The sequence below is a fragment of the Marinactinospora thermotolerans DSM 45154 genome, assembly GCF_900167435.1.
Taxonomy (GTDB): Bacteria; Actinomycetota; Actinomycetes; order Streptosporangiales; family Streptosporangiaceae; genus Marinactinospora; species Marinactinospora thermotolerans.
Window position 1 is genome coordinate 242,735 of sequence record NZ_FUWS01000003.1, and the last position, 23,506, is coordinate 266,240.

The window sequence follows — 23,506 nt, forward strand, 5'->3', positions numbered from 1 at the left end:
GGTCACGTCCACGTGACGCGGCCCCAACGCCATGGACCTTGGATTTCTGCACCCCCTGTACTCCGTGTCCGGGCCGGTCGCCTCGGTCTATCTGGACACCACGCGCAGCACGGAGAGCGCCGCCAAGGAGATCGAACTCCGTTGGCGTGGACTGCGCGAGGAACTCGCGGCGAGCGGAGCGGACGAGGAGACCCTCCAGGCCCTCGACGGGGTCGTCGGCGGGGTCTCGAACCTTCCCGGTCCGCAGGGAGAAGCGCTCTTCGCGGCCGAGGGACGGATCCTCGCGGCCCACACGCTGCCGCGCCCTCCCGTACGCGATCGCGCCTCCTGGCGGCGTGGCGGGGATCCGCTGGAACTGGTCACCGTCTTGGACGCGGGCGTGCCGCACGTCGTCGTGGCCGTCGACCGTCTCGGTGCCGACGTCGACGCCTACCCCGCGCACGGTGGTCCGGTGGACGAACGGTCCTTCAGCGGCGCGACACTGCACGTGCAGAAGGTCAACGCCGGCGGCTGGTCCCACAAGCGCTACCAGCGTCACTCCGAGGAGGTCTGGTCGGAGAACGCGGCGGCCGTCGCCGGAGACGTCGAGGAGGCCGTGGCCGAGGTGTCGGCCGCCGTGGTGTTCGTGGGCGGTGACGAACGCGCCATCGGCAAGCTGCGGGAGCACTTGAGCGAGCGTGTCCACGACCTCGTCGTGGAGGTGCCCGGTGGCCGGGCCGAGGGAGGCGCGGTCGACAGCCTGCGCGAAGCCGTGGACGCGGGACTGCGCGACAGGGCGAACGCGCGGCACGCCGAGGTGCTGGCCGAGCTCTCCCAGGAGCTGGGCAGGGACGGGCGCGCCGTGCAGGGAGCCGATTCCACGGCCGGGGCGCTGCGCACCGGCCAGGTGCGGACCCTGCTGCTCAGCCCGGACGTGATCGACGAACCCGTGATGTGGGCCTCGGCCACCGACCCGCTGGAGGTGTCGACCGAGCGAGGTCGGCTCACCGACCCTGACACGGCCTTCCAGGGCCCCGCGAGCGCCCTGCTCCTGCGAGCGGCCCAGGCCACCGACGCCGGGTTCACGACGCTGCCCGATCCCAAGGACGCCACCGACGGCGTCGCCGCGCTGCTGCGCTTTACCATGGAGGAGTGAGAAACGCCAGGCGACGCGACGGGCTACGGCGCGGGCATCTCAAGGGAGCCCTGGGGAGCCTCGAGAGGCCCGCGAGCCCACTGCTGTTCCGACTGGTGCTCGCGGTCTTCGGCGTCGCCGTCCTGTTCGTCGGCGCGCTCTCGGCGGCCCTGTGGGCCGGTTCGGCCCCGTTGACCCTCGTGCTCTCGGCCGGTTGTGTGGCCGCCTGCCTCAACGTCTACTGGGTGTGGCAGCGCCTGCGCCACGAACGCTGAGCGCGCCCCTCCGGGGACGCCGTGGGGATGGCGAGGCCCCCGATCCCCCGTCCCCTTCGACGAGGAACCACCCCCATCCGCTCCTGGGCGGCGGGAGGGAACAGGCCGGCCCCTCAGTCGGAGAGCAGCGCGCGTCGGAGACGGGCGAGCGCCCCCGCCAGCAGGCGCGAGACGTGCATCTGCGAGATCCCCACCTCGCGGGCGATCTCGCTCTGGGTCTTGTTGCCGAAGAAGCGCAGCAACACGATGCGACGTTCCCGCTCCGGCAGGGCCGACAACAGCGCCGGCAGCGCCTCACGGTCCACGACGGACTCCAGGGTCGGATCGTCACCGCCGATCGTGTCGCCGAGGTTGATCCCGCCGTCCTCGTTCTCGCCCGCGGGCGAGTCCAGGGACAGCGCGCTGTAAGCCGAGGCGGCCTCCATCAGGTCGGAGAGGTCGTCCAGCGGAAGGCGCATCTCCTCGGCGAGCTCCCGCATGGTCGGCGAGCGGCCGTGCTCTTGGGTGAGCCTCCGGACCGCCGCGTTGAGTTCGGTTCGGCGCTCCTGGCGGCGGCGCGGCACCCGCACCGCCCACGTCTTGTCGCGGAAATGTCGTTTGACCTCGCCCGTCATCATCGGCACCGCATAGGCGACGAAGTCGTGGCCGAGGTCGGGGTCGAATCCGTTGATCGCCTTGACCAGGCCGAGCAGGGCGGCCTGTTCCAGATCCTCCATCGGTTCGCCCCGGTGGGCGTAACGGGAGGCGATGCTCTTGGCCAGCCCGATGTGGTGTTCGACGATGCGCTCCCGCAGGACGGCGCGCTGGGAGCTGCCGGACTGGGTGCGGCGCATCTGGTCGAACAGGCCGGCGGTCACCACGTCGTGGTCCGACGTGGTGGATGTTCGGGACTGATGGTCGGCGGCCGGTCGGGCCCGATCCTGTGTGTTCGGGATCGAGGCCCCGGCACCTGCGTTCATGGCAGGCATTGCTGACTCCTGGGGGCAGGAACAGCTTCGCACCGAATTACTGGAGGAGGACCCGTCGGGGCACCTTCGTCCGGCGCCACCGCCGTGTCAGGGCCCGCTGCTGGACCCCGGTGCTGCCGCCCAGTCTAGTGCAGAACCCGCGGCGCGGCCGGAATCACCGTTCGGCCTGGCCCCCCACCTGGGTGACGATACGCTCGGCGAGGTCGCGCAGCTTGACGTTCTGGTTGTTGGAGGAGCGCCGCAGCCGTTGGAACGCCTCGGCGGCGTCACACCCCGACTGGGCCATGATGATCCCGATCGCCTGGTCGATGACCGCGCGGGAGGCCAGCGCCGCCTCCATCTGGGCGGCGAGCTCGGCGGTACGCTGGTAGCGGTCGCGACCGGTGATGACCGCGGCCGCGGGCAGCGCGAACAGCGCGATGAACGCCTCGTCCAGCGCGTCGAAGCCGTCGTCGTCCCTGCTCGACAGGTTGAGGGCGCCCACCGGCCGCCCGTCCTCGGAGATGAGGCCGGCCGACAGGTAGCTGCGCAGCCCCATCCTCTTGGCGGTCGCGGTGAACTCCGGCCAGTTCTGCTCGGCCTCGCCGAGCCGGCAGCGGTTGGTGCTCCGACGCCGCGCGGCGTCGAGGCAGGGACCGTCCCCCAGGTCGTACTGCTCCTGGTCGAGCCGGTAGATCTCGTCGCTGGTGGCGACCGCGGTGGCCGGCTTGCCCGCGTCGTCGAGGAGGGTGACGCTGGCCGCGTGGCAGCCGGGGATCAGCCGGAGGGTGAGCTCCAGAATCCGTTGGAGGGTCGTGGACATGTCCTCTTCTTGCGCGAGGACCCGGGTGAGCTCACCGAGCACGGCGACGATGTCGCCGAATCTCTCGTTCGCGGACTCGGGGAGGACCGGACCAGTTTCGAGCTCGGCCACGTGGGCTCCTTCTGCCTGCCTGGCTGGAAGCGGGCGCGAGCAGGAACCTTGCTCGTCCAGCATTTGGAGCATACGCGACACGGGGAGCCCCCGTGCCAGCGCGGTTGCGCACGGCGGCACAGGGGCGGGCGGGTCTTCCGCCGGCCCGTTCGGGGCCCAGGGGCGCCGGGTCGGCGGGGATTCGCCCCAGGCGCGCGTCCCGGCCCTTCCGCTCGCCCGCGGTGAGCCGGACCACGGTGTCCCGGTCCTCGTTCGGATCAGGTCCACCGGTCGAGGAGGTGGCGGGCCGGTCTCCTCCTCCGAGGAACCCCGCGCGCTCGACCTTGTTCGGCTCACAGCGCGGAGAGTCGCAGAAGACGTCCTGGGGATCGGGGTCCCAGCCCGGTGTCCACTCGGGCAGCCCCGCCCGGTCCAGGTCACGCCGGGTCGGCCCGGCTCCTGGGCGTGGAACAGGACGGGCCGTCCGCCCCGCAGCGGTCGCGCGCCTCGGCGAGGGGGCGGCAGGCCGAAACGGTCGATCACCCCCTGGCCGCGGGCCAGGAAACGGGTGCGCCGGTGCGGGCCGGCGGCGAGGAGGCTCACGCCCGCGGTCACCACGACGCGCCGAGCGCCTGGTCCGGGGGCGCGGCGGCGCTGACGTCCGGCCGGCACGGGAAGTCGGTGAGCGCCGGCCCCGGGGCCGACCGCCGCACACGCTCCACGCTGGATCGTTGATGGGGGGTTTCTGGATCTCCCGCGGACACGGCGAAGGGCGTCGAGGGTCGGTGTGCGCCGACCAACCCTGACGCCCTTCTGAGTGCACTCTCCGTCCACCTGGACGACCAGTCCCGCCTTCGCGCGGACAACCCGTCAAACGCGGCCCCGACCGGCTGCTCACCGACGCCGAACCGGTCTGCGTCGCGGTGGCCCAGGTCCTGCTACGCCATGACTCCAAGCGTCACTGGATACGCGCCGCCCCCGCCCGTATCGGCCACCTCTTGCCCCGCCGGCCAGACCCGTCCGAATACGACCCTCACCCGCGCGATCCGGGACCAGCCCCACGCACGGCAGCGATCCAGCGGCCGCGGCCATCACGTTCGGGGGGCGGCACCGGACTCCCGCAGTTCGGCGCCGATCCGCGCGACCGCGCTCTTGGCGCCGCGCCCGACGCCGATCAGGGTGGCCGAGGCCGTCCCGGTCCAGTCGCCGTAGCCCACCAGGTGCAGGCGGGGCTCCCTTCGGCTACGGGTGCCCTCGACCTCGACCCGACCGCCCGGACCGCGCACCCCCAAAGGGCCCAGGTGGGACAGGACGGGACGGAACCCGGTACACCAGTCACCGCGTCGAAGTCGCGGTGGGTGCCGTCCGGCCACAGCGCACCGGAGCGGGTGAGACGGTCGAACATCGGCTCCGCCCGCAGCACGCCCCGCGCGCGGGCCTCCCCGACCTCGGGCACCACGACGATGTGCCCGACCACACCGCCGGCCCCGTTGCCGCGTACCCGCTCCGTTGCCGCGTCGAACAGCACCCGTCCGTCCACGTCGTCGGGGAGCAGGCGTGGGGGGCGCCGGGTGGCCCACACCGTCTCGGCGACGCGGGAGACGTCGGCGAGGATCTGGGCGGCGGAGTTGCCCCCGCCCACGACCAGGACCCGTTGCCCGCGGAAGTCGGCGGCGCGCCGGTAGCCCACCGTGTGCAGCTGGAGCCCGCCGAACTCGGCACGGCCCGGATAGGCCGGGACGAACGGGGCACGCCACGTGCCGGTGGCGCTGACGACCCGACGCGCCCGCCAGGTGGCCGTGTCGGTTTCGACCGTCAGCCACTCCTCGCGCGCGCGTACCGCGCGCACTCGCACGGGACGGCGTACGGCGAGCGCGTACCGCCGCTCGTAGGCGGCCAGATAACGCGCCACATGGTCGGCGTCGGGGTAGTCCCGGCCCTCCTGGCGGGGCATCCACCAACCGGGCAGCACGCTGTGCTCGGCGGGCGAGAACAGCCGGAGCGATTCCCAGTAGTGCCGCCAGGAGCCGCCCGGAGCGTCCTCGGCGTCCAAGATGACGTAGTCCAGGCCCGCGCGACGCAGGAAGTAACCGACGGCCAGTCCCGCCTGGCCTCCTCCGACCACCACCACGTCGTGGAGACGGCCGTTGACGTTCGGCATGGAGGGTTCCTCGATCAGTCCGGACCCGGGCACCGCCTCCCACCCGGAGGCGCGGCGGCCGAGTCCTCGTCAGATGGCGAAGGGGCGCGGTCCCGGCCCCGACCGAGCCGGGACCGCGCCCCGAACCGGGGCGTCCTCCGCCCACCAGGAGCGCGGACGGGTCAGGAGACGCCCAGGTCGTGGAGCAGGTCCCTGACCCGACGGCCGATCTCGTCACGGATGGGACGCACCGCCTCGATGCCGAGTCCCGCGGGGTCGTCGAGCCGCCAGTCGAGGTAGGTCTTTCCGGGAAAGACCGGGCAGGCGTCGCCACAGCCCATGGTGATGACCACGTCGCTGGCGACGACCGCGTCGGCCGTGAGCACCTTGGGGCGTTCGGCGGTGATGTCGACACCGATCTCGGCCATCGCCGCCACCGCGACCGGGTTGACCTCAGCGGCGGGCGCCGAACCGGCGGAGCGGACCTCCACCGCGTCTCCGGCGAGGTGGCGCAGCCACCCCGCGGCCATTTGGGAACGCCCGGCGTTGTGGACGCAGACGAAGAGCACGCTGGGGACGTGGGACAAGGGGATCACCGTGTTCCTGGTAGTCATGGGTGGGAGCGGGCGGCCGGTCACCGCCGGACGTCGACGGCCCCGCGGGAGAGCCGGCGCCGCCAGGCCAACGAGACGTGGACCAGGCCGATGAGGACGGGCACCTCGATGAGGGGGCCGACGACACCGGCGAGGGCCTGACCGGAGGTCACCCCGAAGGAGGCGATGGCCACGGCGATGGCCAGCTCGAAGTTGTTGCCGGCGGCGGTGAAGGCCAGCGTGGCGGTGCGGTCGTAGGGCAGCCCGATGGCCCGGCCCAGGACGAAGGAACCAAACCACATGACGACGAAATAGACCAGCAACGGCAGCGCGACGCGTACGACGTCGAGCGGGTTGGCCGTGATGGTGCCCCCCTGGAGGGCGAACAGCAGCACGACGGTGAACAGCAGCCCGTACAGCGCCCAGGGGCCGATCCGGGGCAGGAACACCGTCTCGTAGCGGTCGCGGCCCATCCGCCTCTCACCGATGCGGCGGGTGAGGTAGCCGGCCAGCAACGGGATACCGAGGAAGACCACCACGTTGAGGGCGATCTGCGTGGCGGAGACGTCCAGGCCGCCGGTGTCCAGGCCCAGCCAGCCGGGAAGCAGGTCGAGGTAGAACCATCCCAACGCGCCGAAGGCGAGCACCTGGAAGACGGAGTTGAGCGCGACCAGGACGGCGGCGGCCTCGCGGTCGCCGCAGGCCAGATCGTTCCAGATGATGACCATGGCGATGCACCGGGCCAGCCCGACGATGATCAGGCCGGTGCGGTACTCGGGCAGATCGGGCAGGAAGAGCCAGGCCAGGGCGAACATGACCGCGGGACCGATGAGCCAGTTGAGCACCAGCGAGGAGACCAGCAGCCGCCTGTCGCGGGTGACGGTGTCCAGGCGGTCGTAACGGACCTTGGCCAGCACCGGGTACATCATGACCAGCAGGCCCAGCGCGATCGGCAGTGAGATGCCGCCGACCTCCAACGCCGCCAGTGCCCGGTCCAGGCCGGGGACGAGATGGCCCAGCCCCAGGCCGGCCGCCATGGCCAGAAGGATCCACAGGGCGAGGAAGCGGTCGAGGAAGGACAGCCGCCGGGTGAGCGCGGCCGTGGACACCGAGGTGTCGGTCGCGGACATCAGCAGGGCCTCCGGACGTCGGCGCTGGAGCGGGCGGTGGCCGCGAGGGCGGAGAGCTTCTCCGACAGCGACTCCAGGACCTCGGGGCGCAGCCGGTAGTAGGTGTAGCGACCGCAGGGCTCGGTCTCGACCACGCCCGCCTCGCGCAGTACCCGCAGGTGGTTGGAGAGGTTGGTCTGGCGGGCCCCGGTCTCGGCGATCAGGTGGGTGGTGCACAGGGTCTCGTGGGCGAGCAGGGACACGATCTGGAGCCGGAGCGGATCGGCCAGTGCCCTCATCACATCATTGTCCGCTGATATCAGCATGGAGTGATCTTCTCTTCTCTCCGGCCCGATCGCAAACCGCGGCGGCGGGGGCGCCTCCCGTCCGACCGCCGCCTCACGCGGCGAGACGGCGGCCGCGCTCCACGGCCCGGACCCGGTGGGCACCGAGGGAGTGAGGATGTTCACCCGCGCGTCGCCCGCGGACCGGGGTCTGCCCGCGGGCGAGAGACCGTCTTGGCCGTCGCCGGACAGCCCTCCCTGGTGTCGAGTCCAAGGCCCACGGACCCGACCGGGGCGCTCGGCGTGGCGGAGTCCGTCGACGCGGTGTCGCAGAACGGCCAGGCGCGGTATCGCGACAGGACCGCATCCGCCCCGTCCACCTGATATGACGTGAAGGGAGAGCCGCAGCCCTGGGGCCGGCGCGAGGCGCGCCCTCCCCACCGCCGAGTCCGTGGCACCGCGCCACAAGATGGCCGGGCGGGCCGTGGAGGAGGAATGGCGCGCGTCGAGGCCCGTGGACCGGCCGACTCGGGGCGCGACGACCGACGACGTTCCGCGGGGGAGCGGCCGTCCGCTCGCCCTTCGGGGAGGGCGGCCATGCACAGCCGACCGATGATGTCCAGGGTCGTCGGTCCCACGACGACTTTTTCATGTGTTCATACGAAACACCGCCGTTTTCGCGCAAGAGCGGGACGCCGCCCCTACTGTCAGTTTCGGGTGGCTCGCGGATCCCCCTCCCCGTGAAGACCACCCGTGGGCGTGTACGCGGCCGGCGTGGGCCGCCTGCGCCCGGCCGGTCCCGGCGATCGATCCCCCCTCTACGTCGGGACCGGCCCCAGCCTTCCCCGCCGGTCTCCTCCCATCGCAGGTGTGGCCGCCCCCGCGTCCGGGTGTGCGGTCCAGGCGACGTCGCGCGGCCGATGACCACGGCCGGCCGGCTGACCAGCGTGAATCTCGCCGGACAGGGGGAACGCGGGAGGGAGGCGGACGGACACCGGGCGGAGGATCGGCAAGACGGTCGGAGTGGCGACGGCCGGTCTGCTCGGAGGTTTTCCCGTTGCGCGGGCTTCTTTCCGAGGACGCCGAAGACACGGGGTCCCCGCGATTCGACCGGGTGATCGGGAGCAGACCCACGGCGCCGATCCGGGTGCTCCCGCGCGCCGCCGATATCGGCCTAGCGTCGCGGCGCGGGATGGGAGAGCGGTGAGGACGGGGCCGTCGCCTCCCCGTCGGAAGCCCTTGGGAAAGACGCCCCCGGCACCGCCGCGCGGAAAGGACACCGGCCTCGGGCACACCACGGTCGCGGGAGCGCCTCCCCCTCGGCCGCTCCTTCCGCCAGGGTGTCCCTTGCACACGCCGGGACGGTCGGCCCGACAGCGCCGTGTCACCCGCCGTTCCCCGCCGCCCGCACCGTCGGAATCGTCACCCCCCACCTACCACGTGCTCGCGCCACGAACGGGAGGTGGGAGCCATCGGGCTGTCCGACGAGGCGACCGCCCGATCGGCCGGTGTCGAGCCCGGCCACGGCGAAAACCCATGTGAGCCGCATCCCGTCCACGCCGGACACGGGGATCGGGCACGGTTCGTCGGCATCGCCTAGGAGACCGGCCCGGCCGGGCTGAGCGGACAATGGACCCGAGAAGCGTCCTCCTCAACGGGCGGCGTCGAGCCTGCTTCCGCCGTAGTCGACCACCAAGGGGATGAAGCGAAGGGACAGGCCCACAGGGAGCGCGTGCAGGGACGGCCTGTCCCGTCGCCGATTCCCCTGGTCGGAATCGACCACCACCGCCCCCGCCAACCGGTCGTCATGGCTCAGGGAGAGGACGAACTCCCGACCAGAGGCGGAACGGGCCACCGGAGCCCCCGAATCGGCGACCCCCCACGACAGGGGACGGGGCCGGCCCAGCAGGCGGGCCGCGTCCGCGGCGGCGGCCCGGGCAGCCGCGGACGCGGCCCGCCTGCGCGCCCCACGGTCGGTCACCTCCCGCAACGGACGCAGGGCGACGGCGCAACGCGCGGCCAGACCGCCACGCAGCACGACGGTGACGGCGTGCCCACCCACGACCGTGCTCGCCGACCACCACGGGGCGAGACGGTGGGCGTCCCCGGCCGAGGGAGGCAACCGGACCCCACCGGGCCACGTGGGGCCGGGACAGACCTCGGCCCCACGCCAGCCCACACCGTCGAATCCGCTTCCCAACGCCTTGAGGACGGCCTCCTTGACCGTCCACAGACGGGCGTAACGGAGAGGAGAGCCCTCTGCCCAGGACATCTCCTCCCGGGTGAACGCGGTGGCGCAGACCGAAGGGGTACGGGTGATCCGGTCACGCCAACCACGTATGGAGCTGATGTCGATGCCGACGAGCGCTGGAGCGGACACCTCACCCCGTCAGGGCGAGCTGGTGCCGACGCTCACATTCGCGCTTGAAGGCCGCCAGGTTCTCGGAGGAACCACGATCGATGTTGCCGCGCACCAGCTCGGCGGCCTCCTCGGGGGTGTAGCGGCCGGCGATCCGGCCGTCCACCGCCGCGCGGAAACGGTAGTCGTGGGTCGCGACCAGCTGGGTGCCGCCGTTGCGATAGGGGAAGAGCCGCCACTCGCCGGTCATCGTCTCAAACAGGGGGGCCTCGTCCAGGCGGCGGAAGGCGATGACACGGTTGGCCAGATCGATGTCACGACGGGTCAACCACGTCTGGGTCTGGCCGTTCTCCTGTGAGAGTCGGCGGACGACCTGGTAGTCCTCACCCTCTTCGACGAGGGTGGACTCCAGGGTCGAGGGGAAGAGCCGGGCATAGCCCTCGACGTCGTAAAGGACCTCCCAGACGATTTCGAGCGGAGCGTCGATCGTCACCGAGTGTTCGGTGTGGTACATGGGGCGGTCGGCTCCTTCGGAGGTGGACGCGGAGTCGCCGGAGGGGGGTTCCTCCAGCAACCGGACAAGGTCGGAGACGGTACGCGCCCCCTTGAGCGTCTTGCCGTCGACGCGGCGGCCGCTTCCCGCGGTCACCGACGCCGCGATCTCCACCAGTTCGGTCGAATCGATGTCGAGTTCGGCCTTGAGGTCGGTCTCGGGGCGGATCTTCGCCGCGTCGATGTCCAGCGCGACGAGGGCGCGGTGCACCTTGTCGTAGACGCTGTTTCCGGACGTGCACTGGGTCATTCGGGCTCCTCGGTTGTCGGGTGGGACTGTCCGTGGACACATGGCGATCCCCGGATCAGGCCGCGCTGATCAGACAGGCGGCCACGGTTCCGTCGGCGCCCCGGGCGTTGACGAGTGCGTTGCGCACGGGGCGCCGACGTGGGGCGCGGTTCACCGGTGCGAGATGGTGGTCCGTGGCCCCGGATTCAGTGGGGGAGGAGGCGATCGCGGGCGTGACGCCATGGCGTATGGCCAGCAGGGCGCCGGCCGCCTCGACCGCGGCCGCCGCACCGAGCAGATGCCCGGTGACCGGTTTGATGGTGGTCTGCCCGCGACGGTCACCGGCCGGGCCGAGAGTGGACTCCAGGACGGCCAGCTCGGCCTCGTCGGCGGCGACGGTGCCCTGGGCGTCCAGGCCGACGTAGTCGACCAGGTCGGGACTGATGCCCGCCTCGGATACGGCGGTGCTGATCACCCGGGACAGCGCCCGCCGCCCGGGCCCGGCGAAGACCTCGTTCTGGCGGGCACGGCCCACCCCGAAGCCGGAGACGCGCGCGTGGACGCGGGCACCACGCGCGTGCGCGGATTCGGCGTCCTCCAAGACGAGGAAGACCGCACCCTCCCCGACGCAGAAGCCGTTCGCCCGTGAGTCGAACGGCAGGTAGCCGGTGGGGCTCGTCCGCCCGCCGTTGGTGCAGAAGGTGTAGGCGTAGGGGGTGATGGGGGCTTCGGCGCCACCGCACAGCATCACGCGGGCCCGGCCCTCCTGGATGGCGCGCATGCCGTAGCCGATGGCCAGGGCGCTGCCGGCGGTGTCGGCCGAGACGGTCTTGCTGAACCCCTTGAGACCGCGCGCGATGGTGACCTGTCCCTGCGCCGCGGTGGGGAACCAGGCCGACGCGATGTAGGGGCTGACGCCGGTGTAGCCCTGGGTGTACAGGCGGCGCAGGCTGGGTTCGGTGATCTCCCAGCCGGCGTACATGTTCCCCAGGTAGACGCCGATGTCGCCGGCGGGGCCGTCGGGGGAGAGCCCGGCGTCGGCCAGGGCGGAGTCGGCGGCGGCCAGGGCCAGCGCGCTGAAGCGGTCCATCCGTTTACGCAGTCGGTTGGGCAGCGCCCCGAGCGCCTCGTCGGCGACGACGCCCGCCCGGGGGCAGGTGTGCCCGGTGGTGTCGAAGCGATCGATGGGCGCGACCTGGCTGTGTCCGGCCACGGCCAGGTCCCACAACTCGTCGGGCCGATGGGCCCCTGGCAGGGTGATCCCCATGCCGGTGATGACGACTTGACGCATCCTCGTCTCCTTCTTCACACGGCACCGAGCACGACAGTGGAGTGAATGCCGCCGAACCCGCTGGACAGGCTGGCGATGACGCCGGGATCGGCCTCGCGCGCCGTGTTGGGCACGTAGTCGAGGTCGCAGTACCGGTCGGCTTCGAACAGATTGATGGTGGGAGGAAGCACGCCGTCGCGTAGGGCCAGGGCCGAGGCCACGAACTCCAGCGCGTTGGCCGCGGCCAGCGCGTGGCCGACCATGGACTTGGTGGAGCTGACCGGGGTGGTCCGGGCGTGTGCGCCCAGGACGCTCTTGATGGCGTTGGTCTCGCAGACGTCGTTCTGCGGGGTGGAGCTGCCGTGGGCGTTGATGTAGCCCACGCGCTCCGGTCCGCAGCGGGCGTCCTCCAACGCCAGCCGGAAGGAGCGCGCCAGGTCGGCGCCGTCGAAGTCGAGGTCGGTCATGTGGAAGGCGTTGTTGACGCTGCCGTAGCCGAGAACCTCGCCGAGCACGGTCGCCCCGCGGGCCCGCGCGTGCTCCCACTCCTCCAGTACGGCCAGCCCCGCCCCCTCGGCGAGCACGAAACCGTCGCGGTCGCGTTCGAAGGGACGTGAGGCGTGCTCGGGGTCGTCGTTGCGCACGGACAGCGCCCCGATGACGTCGAAGCAGGCCACCACGAAGGGGCTGACGGGGGCCTCGGCGCCGCCGGCCAGCATCACGTCCGCGTCACCGCGCCGGATCGCGTCCAGGGCGAAGCCGATGGCGTCGTTGCCGCCGGTGCAGCCGGTGGTGAGCGTGGCGCACACCCCCTCGAAACCGTAGGCGTCGGCGATGACGCTGCCGGGTGTGGCGAAGGTGGCGGCGCGGTGCAGCTGGGGATGGGCGGCCCGGACGTCGATCGGTCCGGTGCCCCCGGCCGTGATGTCGGCGAAGTGCTCGGTCATGAAGATGCCGCCGATGGCGTTGGACACGGCCACGCCGATGCGGTCGGGGCTGACCCGGGGGTCGGGAAGCCCAGCGGAGGCCAGGGCCTCGTCGGCGGCGATCTGGGCCATGCGTACCACGCGGTCTTCGCCGTCGGGGTCCTCGGCCGCACCCGAGGGAAGCGAGGGATGGTCGACCTGTCCGGCGATGCGGGAGTGGTGGCCGGAGGGATCGAAGGCGGTGATGCGGGAGATCGCGCCCTGCCCCTCCCAAAGGGCTCGGGCGTACTCCTTCACGCCCGTTCCGTTCGGGGCGAGTACTCCGAGACCGGTGATGGCGACTCTGCGCATTGGGTTTCCTTGGGTCTGGGGCCGCCGTGCGCGGCCCGGGGGCGATGGGTGGGGGATGACCGCCGAGGGGCGGAACGCGGGACGGGGGAGTGCCGGGGGCCGCGCGCGTGGGGAGAGGGGTGGGCCACGGGGGCGGGAGGGGGGATCAGCCGACGGGAAGCCGGGTCGCCGGGTCGGTGCCGAAGCGGTGAGCCAGGGCAGGGAGGTCGGGCCACGCCCGGCAGTTGGCCACGGGCCAGGAGCGGTCGACGCGGCGTAGGAGACCGCGCAGCACCCGGCCCGGGCCCATCTCGACCGCGCCGTCGGGGCACAACCGGAGGAGGGTGGTCGCGGTCCGCTCCCATTGGACCGGGGCGGTGATCTGGCCGCGCAGCAGCTCGCGATAGGTGTCGACATCCTCGACCAACCCGCCGGTGATGCTCGAGACCATGGGCGTGTGTCCCGGGCGCAGGGGGAGCGTGTCGACGACGGGCGCGAACTCCTGTTGAGCGGCGGCCATCAGCGGGGAATGGAAGGCCCCGGCCACGGGGAGTCTCTGGTAGCCGGCCGCCCCCGCGGCGAGCAACGGCTCCTCGAGGGAGGAGACCTCCGCACTGGGGCCCGACAGGACGACCTGGCCGGGGCCGTTGACGTTGGCGACGACCACGTCGGAACCGGACGGCAGGAGCGGGGCGACCCGTTCGACGTCCAGACCGATGACCGCGGCCATCGCGCCGGGGGAGGAGACGCAGCAGCGTTCCATGGCCTGGGCCCGCAGGACCACGGCCCGCGTCGCGGAGGCGAGGTCGAGCCAGCCGCCCGCGACGAGCGCGCTGAACTCGCCGAGGCTGTGCCCCGCGACCGCGGCGGGGCGGAACCCGCGTTCGGCGGCGAGCTCGGCGACCGCGACCGAGACCGCGAAGACGGTGGCCTGGGTCGTGACGGTCGCGCCGAGCCGCTCGGCGGGACCGTGCAGCATGGCGCCGGTGAGGTCGGAGCGGGTGATCTCCTCGGCGAGGCGCAGGGCGCGGCGCAGGGACGGAGAGCGCTCTAACAGGTCGGCCCCCATCCCGGGGGACTGGCTCCCCTGACCAGGGAACACAAAGGCGATTTCGGTGGCCACCGATCCCTCTCCGGCTGGTGCGACAGGACATGGCGTTCCGCCACCGCGGAACGCCATCAGCTTTACAAACGATCAGCTTCCTTGTCAATCAGCTTTACTGACGATTATGTTGGACGGTGATCAAGGTTCCGGTGGCGCTTCGAGCCGGTCGTTCCTAGATGGTGCTCCGGATCGTTGGTTATGCTGATATTTGTAGAAGCCGTGAGCAGGGGTTCCGGCACTCCGTCCGCGGATTTCGGCCGAAGGTGACGACGTGCGATCGAGCGAGCAGGCACTGGCGGGGGACCGGGAGGCCACCTCCGGCGAAGCAGTGGTCTCCCTCCTGGCCCGGGTGACCCGTGTCGCGGTGCGCGAACTGGACGCCGAGCTGCGTCCCCACAACCTCCGGTCGCGTGACGTCGGGGTGCTGACGCTCATCGAATCCGCCGGCCCGCGCTCCCAGCAGGACATCGGCCGGGAACTGGGCATCGACCGCACCAGCATGGTCGGGATCATCGATCACCTGACAGGTCTCGGCCTGGTCGAACGTGTCCGCGACCCCCACGACCGTCGTCGGTACGCCGTGAGTCTCACCGCCGAGGGCGAACGGCTCCAGCGCGAGGTGCTCCGGCCGCTCGGCGCCGGCGTCGACGCCCGGCTACTGGCCGGCCTGGACTCGGCGCAGCGCACCGTACTGCGCCAGACCCTGGAGCTCCTGGCGCGGGGCGACGATCACGGGAACGGGCAGACGTAGTCGGGTCCCGTGACCGCGTCCCAGGAGGACGCAGCGCCAGGGCACACCACCCGCACACTGCCCAGGCCGGGGCAGTCCCACGGAGAGACGAGCAGGGGTTCGCCGCCGAATCTGAGCTCGGCGAGGGAGGTCCAGTAGCGGGCTTCTTCGAGGGGGGCGAAGGCGCGGGGCGGGGCGTCACCGCAGTGATGGTCCAGGAATTCCAGATATTCCCGCGTGCAGTGCCAGCCGGCCAGCCGGCGTGCCCGGAGCGGGAAGGAGGAGCCCGAGACAGGGATGGCGCGTTTCTCGACACAGCGCAGCACGGCGCCGCGCAGGGCCGCGTCGAGCCCCGGACCGACGGCCGTGCCCCAGGTGCCGGAGGTGCGGTCCGCGTGGTGCAGGACCACGAGGGCCATCGCGAACTCGAATCCGCGCAGCGCGTAGCCGGACACGGACAACCCCGCCGCGCGGGCCTCGGCGCGAGCGGCCTCGGGCAGGGCGGCCTCGGCCTCCTCGTGCACGGGGACGAGGACGGGGGTGGGGCGCCGCCACCACCGCATCGCCACGTCGATCGCCATGACCTCGGCCACGGCGGTCTCCACCTGCCGGGGGGAGACCGCGTCGATCTCGGTGGCGTCGATGGCGCCCAGCAGTTCCTCCTCGGGGAGGCGGGACCGGCCGGCCGGTCCGAGCACGGCCCGCGGCTCCAGTGTGTATCTGTTTCCGCTCAGCGCGCCCCAGGCGGTGATCCCCCCGTCCGCGAGGGTCCGATGGTGCCGGTCGGGGGCGTCGGCCGGCACCGCCGTCCCCCGAGCCGGGTTGCGCCCGGGGAAACGGCCGATGATGCGCATCCTGCGGCGGGCTTCGCGCAGCGCCTCGTCGGCGGAGAGGGCCGCGGCGACGGTTCCGTGGCCCACGGCCCCGTCGAGACGCCGGGCGAAGGCGAGGAAGACCCCCGTGAGAGGGCTCTCGACCGTCTCGGCCGTGGGGTCTCCGCAAGAGGAGCCGGACGGGACGTGGGTGAGGGGAGGGCCGTCACCGGTGATCCCGCCGCGGCCACCGGAGAACACGGTCTCGCGCGTTCGTGTCGGTTCGAAATGGAAATACATCGATCCCCCGTTGTCGCCTTACGGTCCAGGCGTCGCCATGTCCCGAACGCGAATCCGTTGCCCTCCGGCCGCGGGACACATCATATAGAAAGGGTGCTTGCTCGGACCGGAACAGTGACTTCCCCGGGATTCCCGGAAGTCCGGGACGATAGCGGGATGAGGACCCCCTTTTCTGTTTCGCTGCCACGGAAGTGGCCTGTAGGGGTGTCCGTATCCAGGGAGTGTGGCCACGCCGAGGTGGAAGAGGGTGGGGAGCGGCGCGTGTGGGTGGGCGCGCGGAAATCCGTCGAGGGTGGCGGTGAGAACTCCCGGAAGCGGATTCCGGTTCTTTTCGCGACCGTCTTCTCCGCTATGCGGGCCGATGCCGTTTTCCTGGTTTGGGGCTGTTTGGAGATGTGTTTCGGTGACTGGAGGAGGAGAGGGCAGAAAGCGGCTGCTGGAATTCCGGCCAAGGATTTCGGAGGGGGCGTCGGCGTGCTCCGCCGTAAACGAATTACGGATGGTCGTGGCAGGGGAAAGCGCATCGCCGTCAGGGCGGGACGGGCGAGAACATCGTCCGTGGCGACGACGTGGCCGAGGCGCGGTCGGCCCCCATGCCGCGGGGCACAGGCCACCGGGCCCGCCGGGCGGTCCATGACCGACCCGGCGGGCGGGCGTCACATCCGGTCGACGGAGCGCGCGCCGGCCTCGGCGACCGTCCGCTGCGCCGCCGCGACGATCGCGGTGAGCCGATCGTGGTGGGCTCCCGGCCAGTAGAGGCGGTCGCAGTCCAGGCAGCGGGCGAAGGCGTCGTAGGTCGCCCGCGTCCCCTCCTCCAACCGGCGCTCCACCTCGCCCTTGCCCACGTGCTCCAGGGGCCCGTTGCAGGCGGTACAGCGGGTCCAGGGCGCCAGCGGCGGGGCGAAACGGCCCAGGACGTCGTGGAACTGCTCGTCCGGGCGGGTGCCGCGGACGTGGGCGCCGGCCCACAGCGGTCGCCGGCGCAGCAGGCCCCGGTCACGGGTGAGCAGGATCCTGCGCTCGGCGTTGGCCTCCTCCACCAGTACGTCGTCGTCCCGGTCGTTGTGGTAGGTGGTGTCCAGACCCACCAGGCGCAACCGTCGGGCCAGTGTCCCCAGGTGGACGTCGAGGAGGAAACGGGGCGGGGAGAAGGGCAGCGGCTGGGGACGGGGGACCGGAAGGACCTCCACGGTGTCGCCGGAGGCGGGACGGTGGGAGGGGGCGACGGGACGGCCGGCCACACGGAGTCCGCCGACCTCGGGAAGGGGGACGCCGGCCGATTCGACCACGTGCCCCAGCGACGAGGTCCCGTCATAGGGGACGTGGACGTCGGCATACCGGTGCCGGGGCGGCAGGAAGAACCGGAGCTCCTCCGCCACGCGCAGGCACAGCTGCTGGGGCTCCATCACCCCAGCATGCCATGCCGCCGCGGAGGGGGGCCGTTCCATCAACGCCCGCCCGACATGAAGGCGGCGAACTCCTCCAGGGAGATGCGCCCGTCCCCGTCTCCGTCCATGTCGCGGACGGCGCGCTCGGCGCGTTCGTCGGTGATCGCCTCGCCGAGGACCTCCATGAGCCGTTTGAGCTCCGCCGCGGAGATGCGCCCGTCGTCGTCGGAGTCGACGAGGTCGAACGTCGCCGCGTATTCGTCCGTGCCCGCCACGATGCCACGCTCCCTGAGGACAGCCGTCCGGTGGCCATCACCGGCCGATCGGTACGATAGCGCGCCGCGCGCCCGGCGACGTGTTCGCGCCGGCCTCTTCCAGAGGGCCTTCCGGGCCGAGCCCGCCCGCCGGCGGGGACGCCCCGGGCGCGCCCGCCTCCGCTACGACGCAGGCTTGTGGCCCAACGGCGCGGCCACCAACGCGCACAGTCCCAGGGAGAGTCGGACGGAACCGCGCAGGTCCAGCCCTGCCGCGCCGAGCAGCGCGGCGTATTGCGCCTCGCTGCGTTCGCAACCCCCCATGACCACCATCATGTGCAGGTCGAACAGAAGCGGCAGCAGGTCGCCCGGGTCAGAGCCGATGACGCGCTCGACGATCAGCAGCCGGCCGTCCTCGGCCATGGCCTCGCGGCAGTTGCGCAGGATCCGCACGCACTCCTCGTCGTTCCAGTTGTGCAGGACCCGGCACAGCACGTAGACGTCGGAGCCGGGGGGAAGGGGGGCGAAGAAGTCGCCGGGGGTCAACTCGCAACGTCCTTCCCGGACCGGGCCGGCGAGGAGGCGGCGCGCGCGTTCTGCGACCTCGGGCAGTTCGACCAGTCTGCCGCCCAGGTGGGGATGGGCCGCCAGGATCGCCGAGAGCAGGCTCCCGTCGCCGCCTCCGACGTCGGTGACGTGGCGGACCGGCGAGAAGTCGTAGAAGTGCGCGAGGTCGCGTGCCGGGAGGCCGCCCACGGCCATCGCGTCGGAGAACAACGCCAACTGTTGTGGGGCGCTCGCCAAGTGCTCATAGACGGTGCTGCCGAAGACGCGCTCGAACGAGGGTTCCCCGGTGCGCAGGGAGTGCTCCAGCCTCCGCCAGGGTTCCCGGGTGCAGGCGTCGTCGTAGAAGCGCGCCAGGGGCAGCAGCGACCGTTCGTGTCCGGTGGTGAGCAGCCGTCCCGCGCTCGTCAGAGCGGCGGTGTGGCCGTCTTCGGTCAGCAACCCGGCCGCGCCCAACAGCCGTAGCAGGCGCGCGATCGCCGCGGGGTCGGATCCGGTCGCCAGGGCGAGGTCGGCGGCGCTTCGAGGCCCGCCGGCCAGTTCCTCGAAGACGCCCAACCGTATCGAGGCGTGGACCGCTTCGGTGATCCATGGGGCGGTGAGCAGGTGGAACAGTTTCTCCTCGGCCGGGTGGTCCTCTCCGCGCATTACCGGTCTCCTGCCGCGTCACGGTGTCGTGGGTATCCATGCCCGTTATCGCGGGGGTGATCCGGGACGGGATCGCGTGCTTCGTGGAGCGGAAGTGACGGGGATCACCGCGTGGCTCAGGGCACGGTGCCCGGTGGCGGACGACGCCCCAGGTCGTGAGCTGGAGAGGGACGGCTTCGGCGCCGGGGACCGTGATCCCGCGATGGCCGAAACCGGCCCGGTGGTGAAGCCGCGGCGGCGGCCGGATCGGCGCTCTCCAGGGCGTTGACGGCTCGATATCCCCGCTCTGGCGGTTCCGGGGGGACGGCCCGTGCAGGGGTGGCCCCGGGCGGGGATGACGGTCCGGCGGCGCGACGTCGGACATTCCGCCACCCGCCCTGGTCGGGGCCTTCCCCGGCCGACCGCGGGCCGCCATCGCCAGGTCCTGGTCCCACAGACGTCCGGGCGGGGGGTTAAGGTGGGGCCGTCCATCGGCTGCGAGCAGACCAGGGGGCGCTGCAGTGTCGTATTCGGTCCTGTCCCATCCCTACCCGGAGCACACCCGTGTGCACCACTTCAGCGAGACCAACCCGCGGGCCTACGTCCACGGGGTGGGCCACATCGTGGGAGTGCTGCGCAGCAATGACGGGAGCTACCTCTACCAGGTCCGCTATGACCAGGCGGGGCAGGTCGTCCAATGGCCGGCCGCCGAGACGATCCCGGCGGGGACCTGGCGCGCGCCCGACCCGCTGGCCTGATCGAAGAGCGTCGCCGGGCCCGGACCGCCTGGTCACCGCTCGGCGCGGAAGTCGCGGCCCAGGTCCGTGCCCGCGGCGATGAAGTGTCGGAACACGTAGAACAGCGGATGCCAGGCCCCCACGTCGACGTGGTCGCTGCCGGGCACGCTGAGGTCGGGGCGAACGTGGACGTGGAGCACCTCGGCCTCCACCATGGCGAAGCCGCCCGCGGCGGCCGGGGCGATCTGCCGCGCCACCGCCTCCAGGTGGACCGGGTACTCGGCGACCCGAGGTGGGGCGACGCGCTCGGACGCGAGAGCGGTGAGGCCCGCGGCGCCGAACTTGTCGCGTTCGTGTCGGTAGACGCCTGCCTTCTCCGGGGGAACCGGGAGGGCGCCGGTCAGCGGCGCCAGCCGTTCCACGCTCGGCCACTGGTCGGCCTCGGGAAGGTTCACCACCAGCTCTCCCCCTCGACGCAGGTTCTCCAGCGTCTGACCGCCCTCGCCCAACCCGATGACCAGGGTGTGCCCCAGGGCCCACATCGAGGAGTTCGGGGCGAGGTTCGCTCCTCCATCGGGGTTGAGCGTCGAGAGCAGGCTCACCAGCGATCCGAAGTACAGCACGGACGGCTTCACCGTCGCGAAGTCCGGGGTTGCGGGGGCGATGGGCGCGGAGGTTCCGTTTCGCATGACCGCCATGCTGCCCCTCGCACCGTTCGGCCCGCGCCGAACGGTTTCCGTGCGTAGCGAGGCCACCGTTGGCCGACGCGGCCCGCGCCGGCCCGGCGGCTTCGGGGCACCCACCACCCGGGCGCGCGGTCCCAGATCCCCGCAGAGGGCGTGGGATCTTTCCCGAGGCATTCGGGGACCGGGCCGGGAGGCCGAGGGCCGTCCCGCCCTTTCCGGGCCGGGAGCAGGCGTCGCAGCGGCCGTGGGCGCCGCCCGGCGCGAGCGCCCCGCCTCCGGTCCCGAACGCGCCGCCTTCCGCCGGGGTGCTCCCGGGCGCCTCAGCCGGACCGTGGCCGCAGGCGGTCGCGCACCTGTTTCTTCAGCAGCTTGCCGGCCGCGTTGCGGGGCAGTTCCCCGGTGGTCAGGGTGATGTGCGTGGGGATCTTGAACGCCGCGATCCGTTCGCGCAGGTGGGCGCGGAGGTCATCGACGTCCAGGGGCACCCCGGGCAGCACCCGCACCAGCGCGCCCACCTCCTCGCCCAGGACGTCGTGGGGCACGCCCACCACCGCCACCTCGGCCACGGCCGGGTGTTCGTGGATGGCCGCCTCCACCTCGGCGCAGTAGACGTTCTCACCGCCTCGGATGATCATGTCCTTGGCCCGGTCGACGATGTAGAGGAAGCCCTCCTCGTCCAGCCGGCCCAGGTCTCCGGTGCGCAGCCAGCCGTCGGTGATGGCCTGGGCGGTGGCTTCGGGGCGTTTCCAGTAACCGTGCACGACGCCCGGGCCGCGCAGCCACACCTCGCCCACCTCGCCCGGGGGGAGTTCGGTCCCATCGGGCCCGCTGACGCGCACGTCGACCACGGCGACGGGGGCGCCGACGCTGTCGGGGCGCAGTAGATAGTCCGGTCCCATGTTGGACGTGGCGATCGCCGAGCACTCGGTCAGTCCGTAGCCCACTCCGAGGAGGAGGTCGTGCAGGCTCGCCCGAGCGCGCGAGACGATGGCGGGTGCGGCGGGCGCGCCCCCGCTGTTGAGCATGACGAGGCTGGAGACGTCGTGCTCGGCGAGCCGGGGGGAGGCCAGCAGCTGCGTGAGCATCGTGGGCACACCGGTCATGCCGGTGACGCGCTCGCGTTCGATCAGGGCGGGGGCGGCGTCGGCGTCCCATTTGTGGACCAGTACCAGCGTCCCGCCGGTGAACAGGGTGGGCAGCATGACGCTCTGCGCCCCGGTGGCGTGGAACAGGGGGACCGCGCACAGGATCACCGGTGGCGGCAGCTGCTCGGCCAGGGTGAGGACGTCGTCGAGGTCCACCCCGGCGCGCATGAGGGCCCGGGCGCGCGCGTAGGCGCCGGAGACGATGTTGGAGACCAGGTTGCGGTGCGACCCCAGCGCGCCCTTGGGCAGCCCCGTGGTGCCCGAGGTGTAGAAGATCGTCACCGGGTCGTCCGGGTGCAGCTCCACCTCTGGCAGCCGCACGTCCGGGGCGGGGTGTCCGAGCGTCTGCTCCCATGTCCGGGCACCAGGGGGAAGGCGACGCCCCACGTCCACGGCGATGGTGGCCGGGGGCGTCGACAGGTCGGCGAGGCGGTCCAGCCGCTCGCCGTCGGCGATGAGCACCTTCGCGCCGCTGTCGCGTAGGCCGAACTCCAGTTCGCGGCCCACCCACCAGGCGTTGAGGGGGACCACGATCGCGCCGATGCTCGCCGCGGCGAAGAAGGAGACGACCCACTCGGGCCTGTTGCGCATGGCGATCGCGACGCGGTCCCCCTTGGCCACCCCGTGGTCGGTGACCAGGCGGTGGGCCAGGGCGGCGGCGCGCCGGTAGTACTCGGTGTGGGAGATGCGCTGTTCGTCGAGGACGAGCGCGGGGCGATCGCCGTGCTCGAGGCTGGTCTCAAGGATCGCCCGCAGGTGCGGCGGGGCCTTTTTCCAGACGCGGGTGGGCACGCCCCCGATCTCTACGCGCTCTGTCTCGAAGGGGGTGCCGGTGGTGAGGAGCTGCGCGGTGACCGAGGCCAGCGACCGCGGGGGAGGGGGGAGCGACGACTGTGACATGGCTGCTCCAGGTCGTTCGGGGCCGGACGCCGGCGCGTCCGGCCGGATGTCCGGAGGGCGGCCGTGCGGCGCCGCGGCCCCGGGCCGCCCCCGGGGTCACTCGAAGCGGATGAGGGAGCGGCCCCCCTTGCCCTCCAGCATCCGGTGGAAGGCGTCGGGGAGTTCCGCGAGCGTGATCTCGTCGGTCACCATGGCGGCCAGGTCGATCGCGCCGTCGTGGACGTGGCGGGCGAGTTCGGGGATGTCGGTGGCGGGGTCGGCGGAGCCGTACACGCAGCCGCGCAGGGTGCGGGCGAAGTGGAACAGCTCCAGGGCGTTGAAGCTCAGCCGGTCGTCCTTGGCGCCCACCCCGACGACGGTGGTGCTCCCCCCGCGCCGGGTCGCGCTCCACGCCTGGCGGATCGCGGCGGCCGATCCGACGACCTCGAAGGCGTGGTCGACGCCCCGTCCGCCGGTGAGCCCGCGGATCTCCCGGCTCAGCCCGTCGCCGGCGAGGCGGAAGTGGGTGGCGCCCAGCCGTGTCGCCAGCTCCTCTTTGGCGGGGGAGACGTCCACGGCGATGATGGGGTCGGCGCCGGCCAGACGGGCCCCCTGGAGTACGGCGAGCCCGACACCGCCCAGGCCGATCACGGCGACGGACTGGCCGGGGCGCACCCGCGCGGAGTTGGTGACGGCCCCGACGCCGGTGAGCACCGCGCAGCCGAGCAGGGCCGCGTTGTGCGGTTGGATGCCGTCGGGCAGGGGGACCACCGCGCTGGTGGGGACCACGGTCTCCTGCGCGAACGCGGCGGTGCCCAGGCCGGCGTGCAGGGCGGTGCCGTCGGGCAGGCTGGCGTAGGGGGAGTGGGCGGCGTCGCCGGAACGCTCGCACAGGTAGGGCTCACCGTTGTGGCAGAACCAGCAGGAGCGGCAGGGGGGCGCCCAGTTCAGCACCACGCGCTGCCCGACCTGCACGTCGGTCACATCGGGACCGACCGCGATCACCGTTCCGGCTCCCTCGTGTCCCAGGACGGCGGGGAAGGGCTGGGCCAGCCTGCCCTCGGCCAGGGAGAGGTCGGAGTGGCACACCCCGGCCGCGGCCAGGCGGACCTTGACCCGGCCGGGGCCCGGGTCGGGCAGGAGGATTTCGCCGATCCGCGGCGGCGCGCCGATCTCGGAGAAAACGGCCGCCTCGACGGTGGTGGGCATGGAACTCTCCCTGGGTGTCCGTGGTCCGC

At 72.3% G+C, this 23,506-nt stretch carries 21 protein-coding genes and 2 pseudogenes; 5 read left to right on the forward strand and 18 right to left on the reverse strand.

Annotated elements, in window-relative coordinates; all coding sequences use genetic code 11:
• Positions 1–31: 31 nt before the first annotated feature.
• On the forward strand, positions 32–1,135 hold the full coding sequence (locus B5D66_RS06660) for a baeRF2 domain-containing protein (protein ID WP_078760751.1): 1,104 nt from the start codon (positions 32–34) through the stop codon (positions 1,133–1,135).
• Entirely contained in the window at positions 1,132–1,389 is a 258-nt protein-coding gene (locus B5D66_RS06665; RefSeq protein WP_078760752.1) for a hypothetical protein, read from the forward strand. Before B5D66_RS06660 ends, B5D66_RS06665 begins: the two co-directional genes overlap by 4 nt.
• Positions 1,390–1,502: 113 nt before the next feature.
• Here B5D66_RS06665 and B5D66_RS06670 read toward each other — a convergent pair whose 3' ends face one another.
• Positions 1,503–2,357, reverse strand: a complete 855-nt coding sequence (locus B5D66_RS06670) for a SigB/SigF/SigG family RNA polymerase sigma factor (protein WP_235000816.1) — start codon at positions 2,355–2,357, stop codon at positions 1,503–1,505.
• A 154-nt stretch (positions 2,358–2,511) separates the two neighbouring features.
• On the reverse strand, positions 2,512–3,270 hold the full coding sequence (locus B5D66_RS06675; protein WP_159457226.1) for a GAF and ANTAR domain-containing protein: 759 nt from the start codon (positions 3,268–3,270) through the stop codon (positions 2,512–2,514).
• A gap of 792 nt (positions 3,271–4,062) precedes the next feature.
• Here B5D66_RS06675 and B5D66_RS26590 point away from each other — a divergent pair.
• Positions 4,063–4,322, forward strand: a pseudogene (locus B5D66_RS26590) (IS982 family transposase); the annotation flags it as partial.
• A gap of 18 nt (positions 4,323–4,340) precedes the next feature.
• On the opposite strand, the pseudogene B5D66_RS06680 reads toward B5D66_RS26590, so the two are convergent.
• The 9 genes and pseudogenes from B5D66_RS06680 to B5D66_RS06720 all read right to left on the reverse strand — a co-directional run bounded on the left by B5D66_RS06680 (position 4,341) and on the right by B5D66_RS06720 (position 14,221).
• A pseudogene (locus B5D66_RS06680) lies at positions 4,341–5,410 on the reverse strand (ArsO family NAD(P)H-dependent flavin-containing monooxygenase).
• Between the two features lie 161 nt (positions 5,411–5,571).
• Entirely contained in the window at positions 5,572–6,003 is a 432-nt protein-coding gene (locus tag B5D66_RS06685; RefSeq protein WP_200813548.1) for an arsenate reductase ArsC, read from the reverse strand.
• Between the two features lie 20 nt (positions 6,004–6,023).
• Complete coding sequence (arsB, locus tag B5D66_RS06690; RefSeq protein WP_078760754.1) at positions 6,024–7,112, reverse strand: ACR3 family arsenite efflux transporter; 1,089 nt, start codon at positions 7,110–7,112, stop codon at positions 6,024–6,026.
• The gene (locus B5D66_RS06695; protein ID WP_200813562.1) at positions 7,112–7,390 is read right to left on the reverse strand and encodes an ArsR/SmtB family transcription factor; all 279 of its coding nucleotides are present in this window, start codon (positions 7,388–7,390) and stop codon (positions 7,112–7,114) included. The genes arsB and B5D66_RS06695 overlap by 1 nt, the downstream gene beginning before the upstream one ends.
• A gap of 1,636 nt (positions 7,391–9,026) precedes the next feature.
• Positions 9,027–9,755 (reverse strand): 4'-phosphopantetheinyl transferase family protein, encoded by a 729-nt coding sequence (locus B5D66_RS06700; protein ID WP_078760756.1) that lies wholly within the window; start codon positions 9,753–9,755, stop codon positions 9,027–9,029.
• Between the two features lies 1 nt (position 9,756).
• Positions 9,757–10,536: an SRPBCC family protein gene (locus B5D66_RS06705; protein ID WP_144390000.1), complete on the reverse strand. Its 780-nt coding sequence runs from the start codon at positions 10,534–10,536 to the stop codon at positions 9,757–9,759.
• A gap of 55 nt (positions 10,537–10,591) precedes the next feature.
• Entirely contained in the window at positions 10,592–11,806 is a 1,215-nt protein-coding gene (locus B5D66_RS06710) for a beta-ketoacyl synthase N-terminal-like domain-containing protein (RefSeq protein WP_078760758.1), read from the reverse strand.
• A gap of 14 nt (positions 11,807–11,820) precedes the next feature.
• Positions 11,821–13,062 (reverse strand): beta-ketoacyl-[acyl-carrier-protein] synthase family protein, encoded by a 1,242-nt coding sequence (locus B5D66_RS06715; RefSeq protein ID WP_078760759.1) that lies wholly within the window; start codon positions 13,060–13,062, stop codon positions 11,821–11,823.
• Between the two features lie 145 nt (positions 13,063–13,207).
• The gene (locus B5D66_RS06720; RefSeq protein WP_078760760.1) at positions 13,208–14,221 is read right to left on the reverse strand and encodes an ACP S-malonyltransferase; all 1,014 of its coding nucleotides are present in this window, start codon (positions 14,219–14,221) and stop codon (positions 13,208–13,210) included.
• A gap of 196 nt (positions 14,222–14,417) precedes the next feature.
• Between B5D66_RS06720 and B5D66_RS06725 the strand changes: the two genes are divergently transcribed.
• Positions 14,418–14,897 carry a MarR family winged helix-turn-helix transcriptional regulator gene (locus B5D66_RS06725; RefSeq protein ID WP_159457228.1) on the forward strand — a complete coding sequence of 160 codons (480 nt, stop codon included), beginning with the start codon at positions 14,418–14,420 and terminating at the stop codon, positions 14,895–14,897.
• On the opposite strand, the gene B5D66_RS06730 is transcribed toward B5D66_RS06725, so the two are convergent.
• From B5D66_RS06730 to B5D66_RS06745, 4 genes are all read right to left on the reverse strand, one after another.
• On the reverse strand, positions 14,876–15,988 hold the full coding sequence (locus tag B5D66_RS06730; RefSeq protein WP_078760762.1) for a hypothetical protein: 1,113 nt from the start codon (positions 15,986–15,988) through the stop codon (positions 14,876–14,878). The genes B5D66_RS06725 and B5D66_RS06730 overlap by 22 nt on opposite strands.
• 656 nt (positions 15,989–16,644) lie before the next feature.
• Positions 16,645–17,394, reverse strand: a complete 750-nt coding sequence (locus tag B5D66_RS06735) for a Mut7-C RNAse domain-containing protein (protein WP_144390001.1) — start codon at positions 17,392–17,394, stop codon at positions 16,645–16,647.
• A 41-nt stretch (positions 17,395–17,435) separates the two neighbouring features.
• The gene (locus B5D66_RS06740) at positions 17,436–17,651 is read right to left on the reverse strand and encodes an EF-hand domain-containing protein (protein ID WP_078760763.1); all 216 of its coding nucleotides are present in this window, start codon (positions 17,649–17,651) and stop codon (positions 17,436–17,438) included.
• A gap of 162 nt (positions 17,652–17,813) precedes the next feature.
• The gene (locus B5D66_RS06745; protein ID WP_078760764.1) at positions 17,814–18,842 is read right to left on the reverse strand and encodes a methyltransferase; all 1,029 of its coding nucleotides are present in this window, start codon (positions 18,840–18,842) and stop codon (positions 17,814–17,816) included.
• Positions 18,843–19,342: 500 nt separating this feature from the next.
• On the opposite strand from B5D66_RS06745, the gene B5D66_RS06750 reads away from it, so the two are divergent.
• The gene (locus tag B5D66_RS06750; RefSeq protein WP_144390002.1) at positions 19,343–19,579 is read left to right on the forward strand and encodes a hypothetical protein; all 237 of its coding nucleotides are present in this window, start codon (positions 19,343–19,345) and stop codon (positions 19,577–19,579) included.
• 32 nt (positions 19,580–19,611) lie between these two features.
• Here B5D66_RS06750 and B5D66_RS06755 read toward each other — a convergent pair whose 3' ends face one another.
• The 3 genes from B5D66_RS06755 to B5D66_RS06765 all read right to left on the reverse strand — a co-directional run bounded on the left by B5D66_RS06755 (position 19,612) and on the right by B5D66_RS06765 (position 23,477).
• On the reverse strand, positions 19,612–20,247 hold the full coding sequence (locus B5D66_RS06755) for a flavin reductase family protein (protein WP_200813549.1): 636 nt from the start codon (positions 20,245–20,247) through the stop codon (positions 19,612–19,614).
• Positions 20,248–20,564: 317 nt separating this feature from the next.
• Positions 20,565–22,289 carry a class I adenylate-forming enzyme family protein gene (locus tag B5D66_RS06760; protein WP_078760767.1) on the reverse strand — a complete coding sequence of 575 codons (1,725 nt, stop codon included), beginning with the start codon at positions 22,287–22,289 and terminating at the stop codon, positions 20,565–20,567.
• A 96-nt stretch (positions 22,290–22,385) separates the two neighbouring features.
• Entirely contained in the window at positions 22,386–23,477 is a 1,092-nt protein-coding gene (locus B5D66_RS06765; protein ID WP_078760768.1) for a Zn-dependent alcohol dehydrogenase, read from the reverse strand.
• Between the last annotated feature and the right edge of the window lie 29 nt (positions 23,478–23,506).

Bases quoted from the DNA above. Each gene is read 5' to 3' on its own strand.
- B5D66_RS06660 (WP_078760751.1), top strand. From the start codon at position 32: ATGGACCTTGGATTTCTGCACCCCCTGTACTCCGTGTCCGGGCCGGTC.
- B5D66_RS06670 (WP_235000816.1), bottom strand. From the start codon at position 2,357: ATGCCTGCCATGAACGCAGGTGCCGGGGCCTCGATCCCGAACACACAG.
- B5D66_RS06685 (WP_200813548.1), bottom strand. From the start codon at position 6,003: ATGACTACCAGGAACACGGTGATCCCCTTGTCCCACGTCCCCAGCGTG.
- arsB (WP_078760754.1), bottom strand. From the start codon at position 7,112: ATGTCCGCGACCGACACCTCGGTGTCCACGGCCGCGCTCACCCGGCGG.
- B5D66_RS06695 (WP_200813562.1), bottom strand. From the start codon at position 7,390: ATGAGGGCACTGGCCGATCCGCTCCGGCTCCAGATCGTGTCCCTGCTC.
- B5D66_RS06705 (WP_144390000.1), bottom strand. From the start codon at position 10,536: ATGACCCAGTGCACGTCCGGAAACAGCGTCTACGACAAGGTGCACCGC.
- B5D66_RS06710 (WP_078760758.1), bottom strand. From the start codon at position 11,806: ATGCGTCAAGTCGTCATCACCGGCATGGGGATCACCCTGCCAGGGGCC.
- B5D66_RS06715 (WP_078760759.1), bottom strand. From the start codon at position 13,062: ATGCGCAGAGTCGCCATCACCGGTCTCGGAGTACTCGCCCCGAACGGA.
- B5D66_RS06720 (WP_078760760.1), bottom strand. From the start codon at position 14,221: ATGGCGTTCCGCGGTGGCGGAACGCCATGTCCTGTCGCACCAGCCGGA.
- B5D66_RS06730 (WP_078760762.1), bottom strand. From the start codon at position 15,988: ATGTATTTCCATTTCGAACCGACACGAACGCGCGAGACCGTGTTCTCC.
- B5D66_RS06735 (WP_144390001.1), bottom strand. From the start codon at position 17,394: ATGGAGCCCCAGCAGCTGTGCCTGCGCGTGGCGGAGGAGCTCCGGTTC.
- B5D66_RS06745 (WP_078760764.1), bottom strand. From the start codon at position 18,842: ATGCGCGGAGAGGACCACCCGGCCGAGGAGAAACTGTTCCACCTGCTC.
- B5D66_RS06755 (WP_200813549.1), bottom strand. From the start codon at position 20,247: ATGCGAAACGGAACCTCCGCGCCCATCGCCCCCGCAACCCCGGACTTC.
- B5D66_RS06760 (WP_078760767.1), bottom strand. From the start codon at position 22,289: ATGTCACAGTCGTCGCTCCCCCCTCCCCCGCGGTCGCTGGCCTCGGTC.
- B5D66_RS06765 (WP_078760768.1), bottom strand. From the start codon at position 23,477: ATGCCCACCACCGTCGAGGCGGCCGTTTTCTCCGAGATCGGCGCGCCG.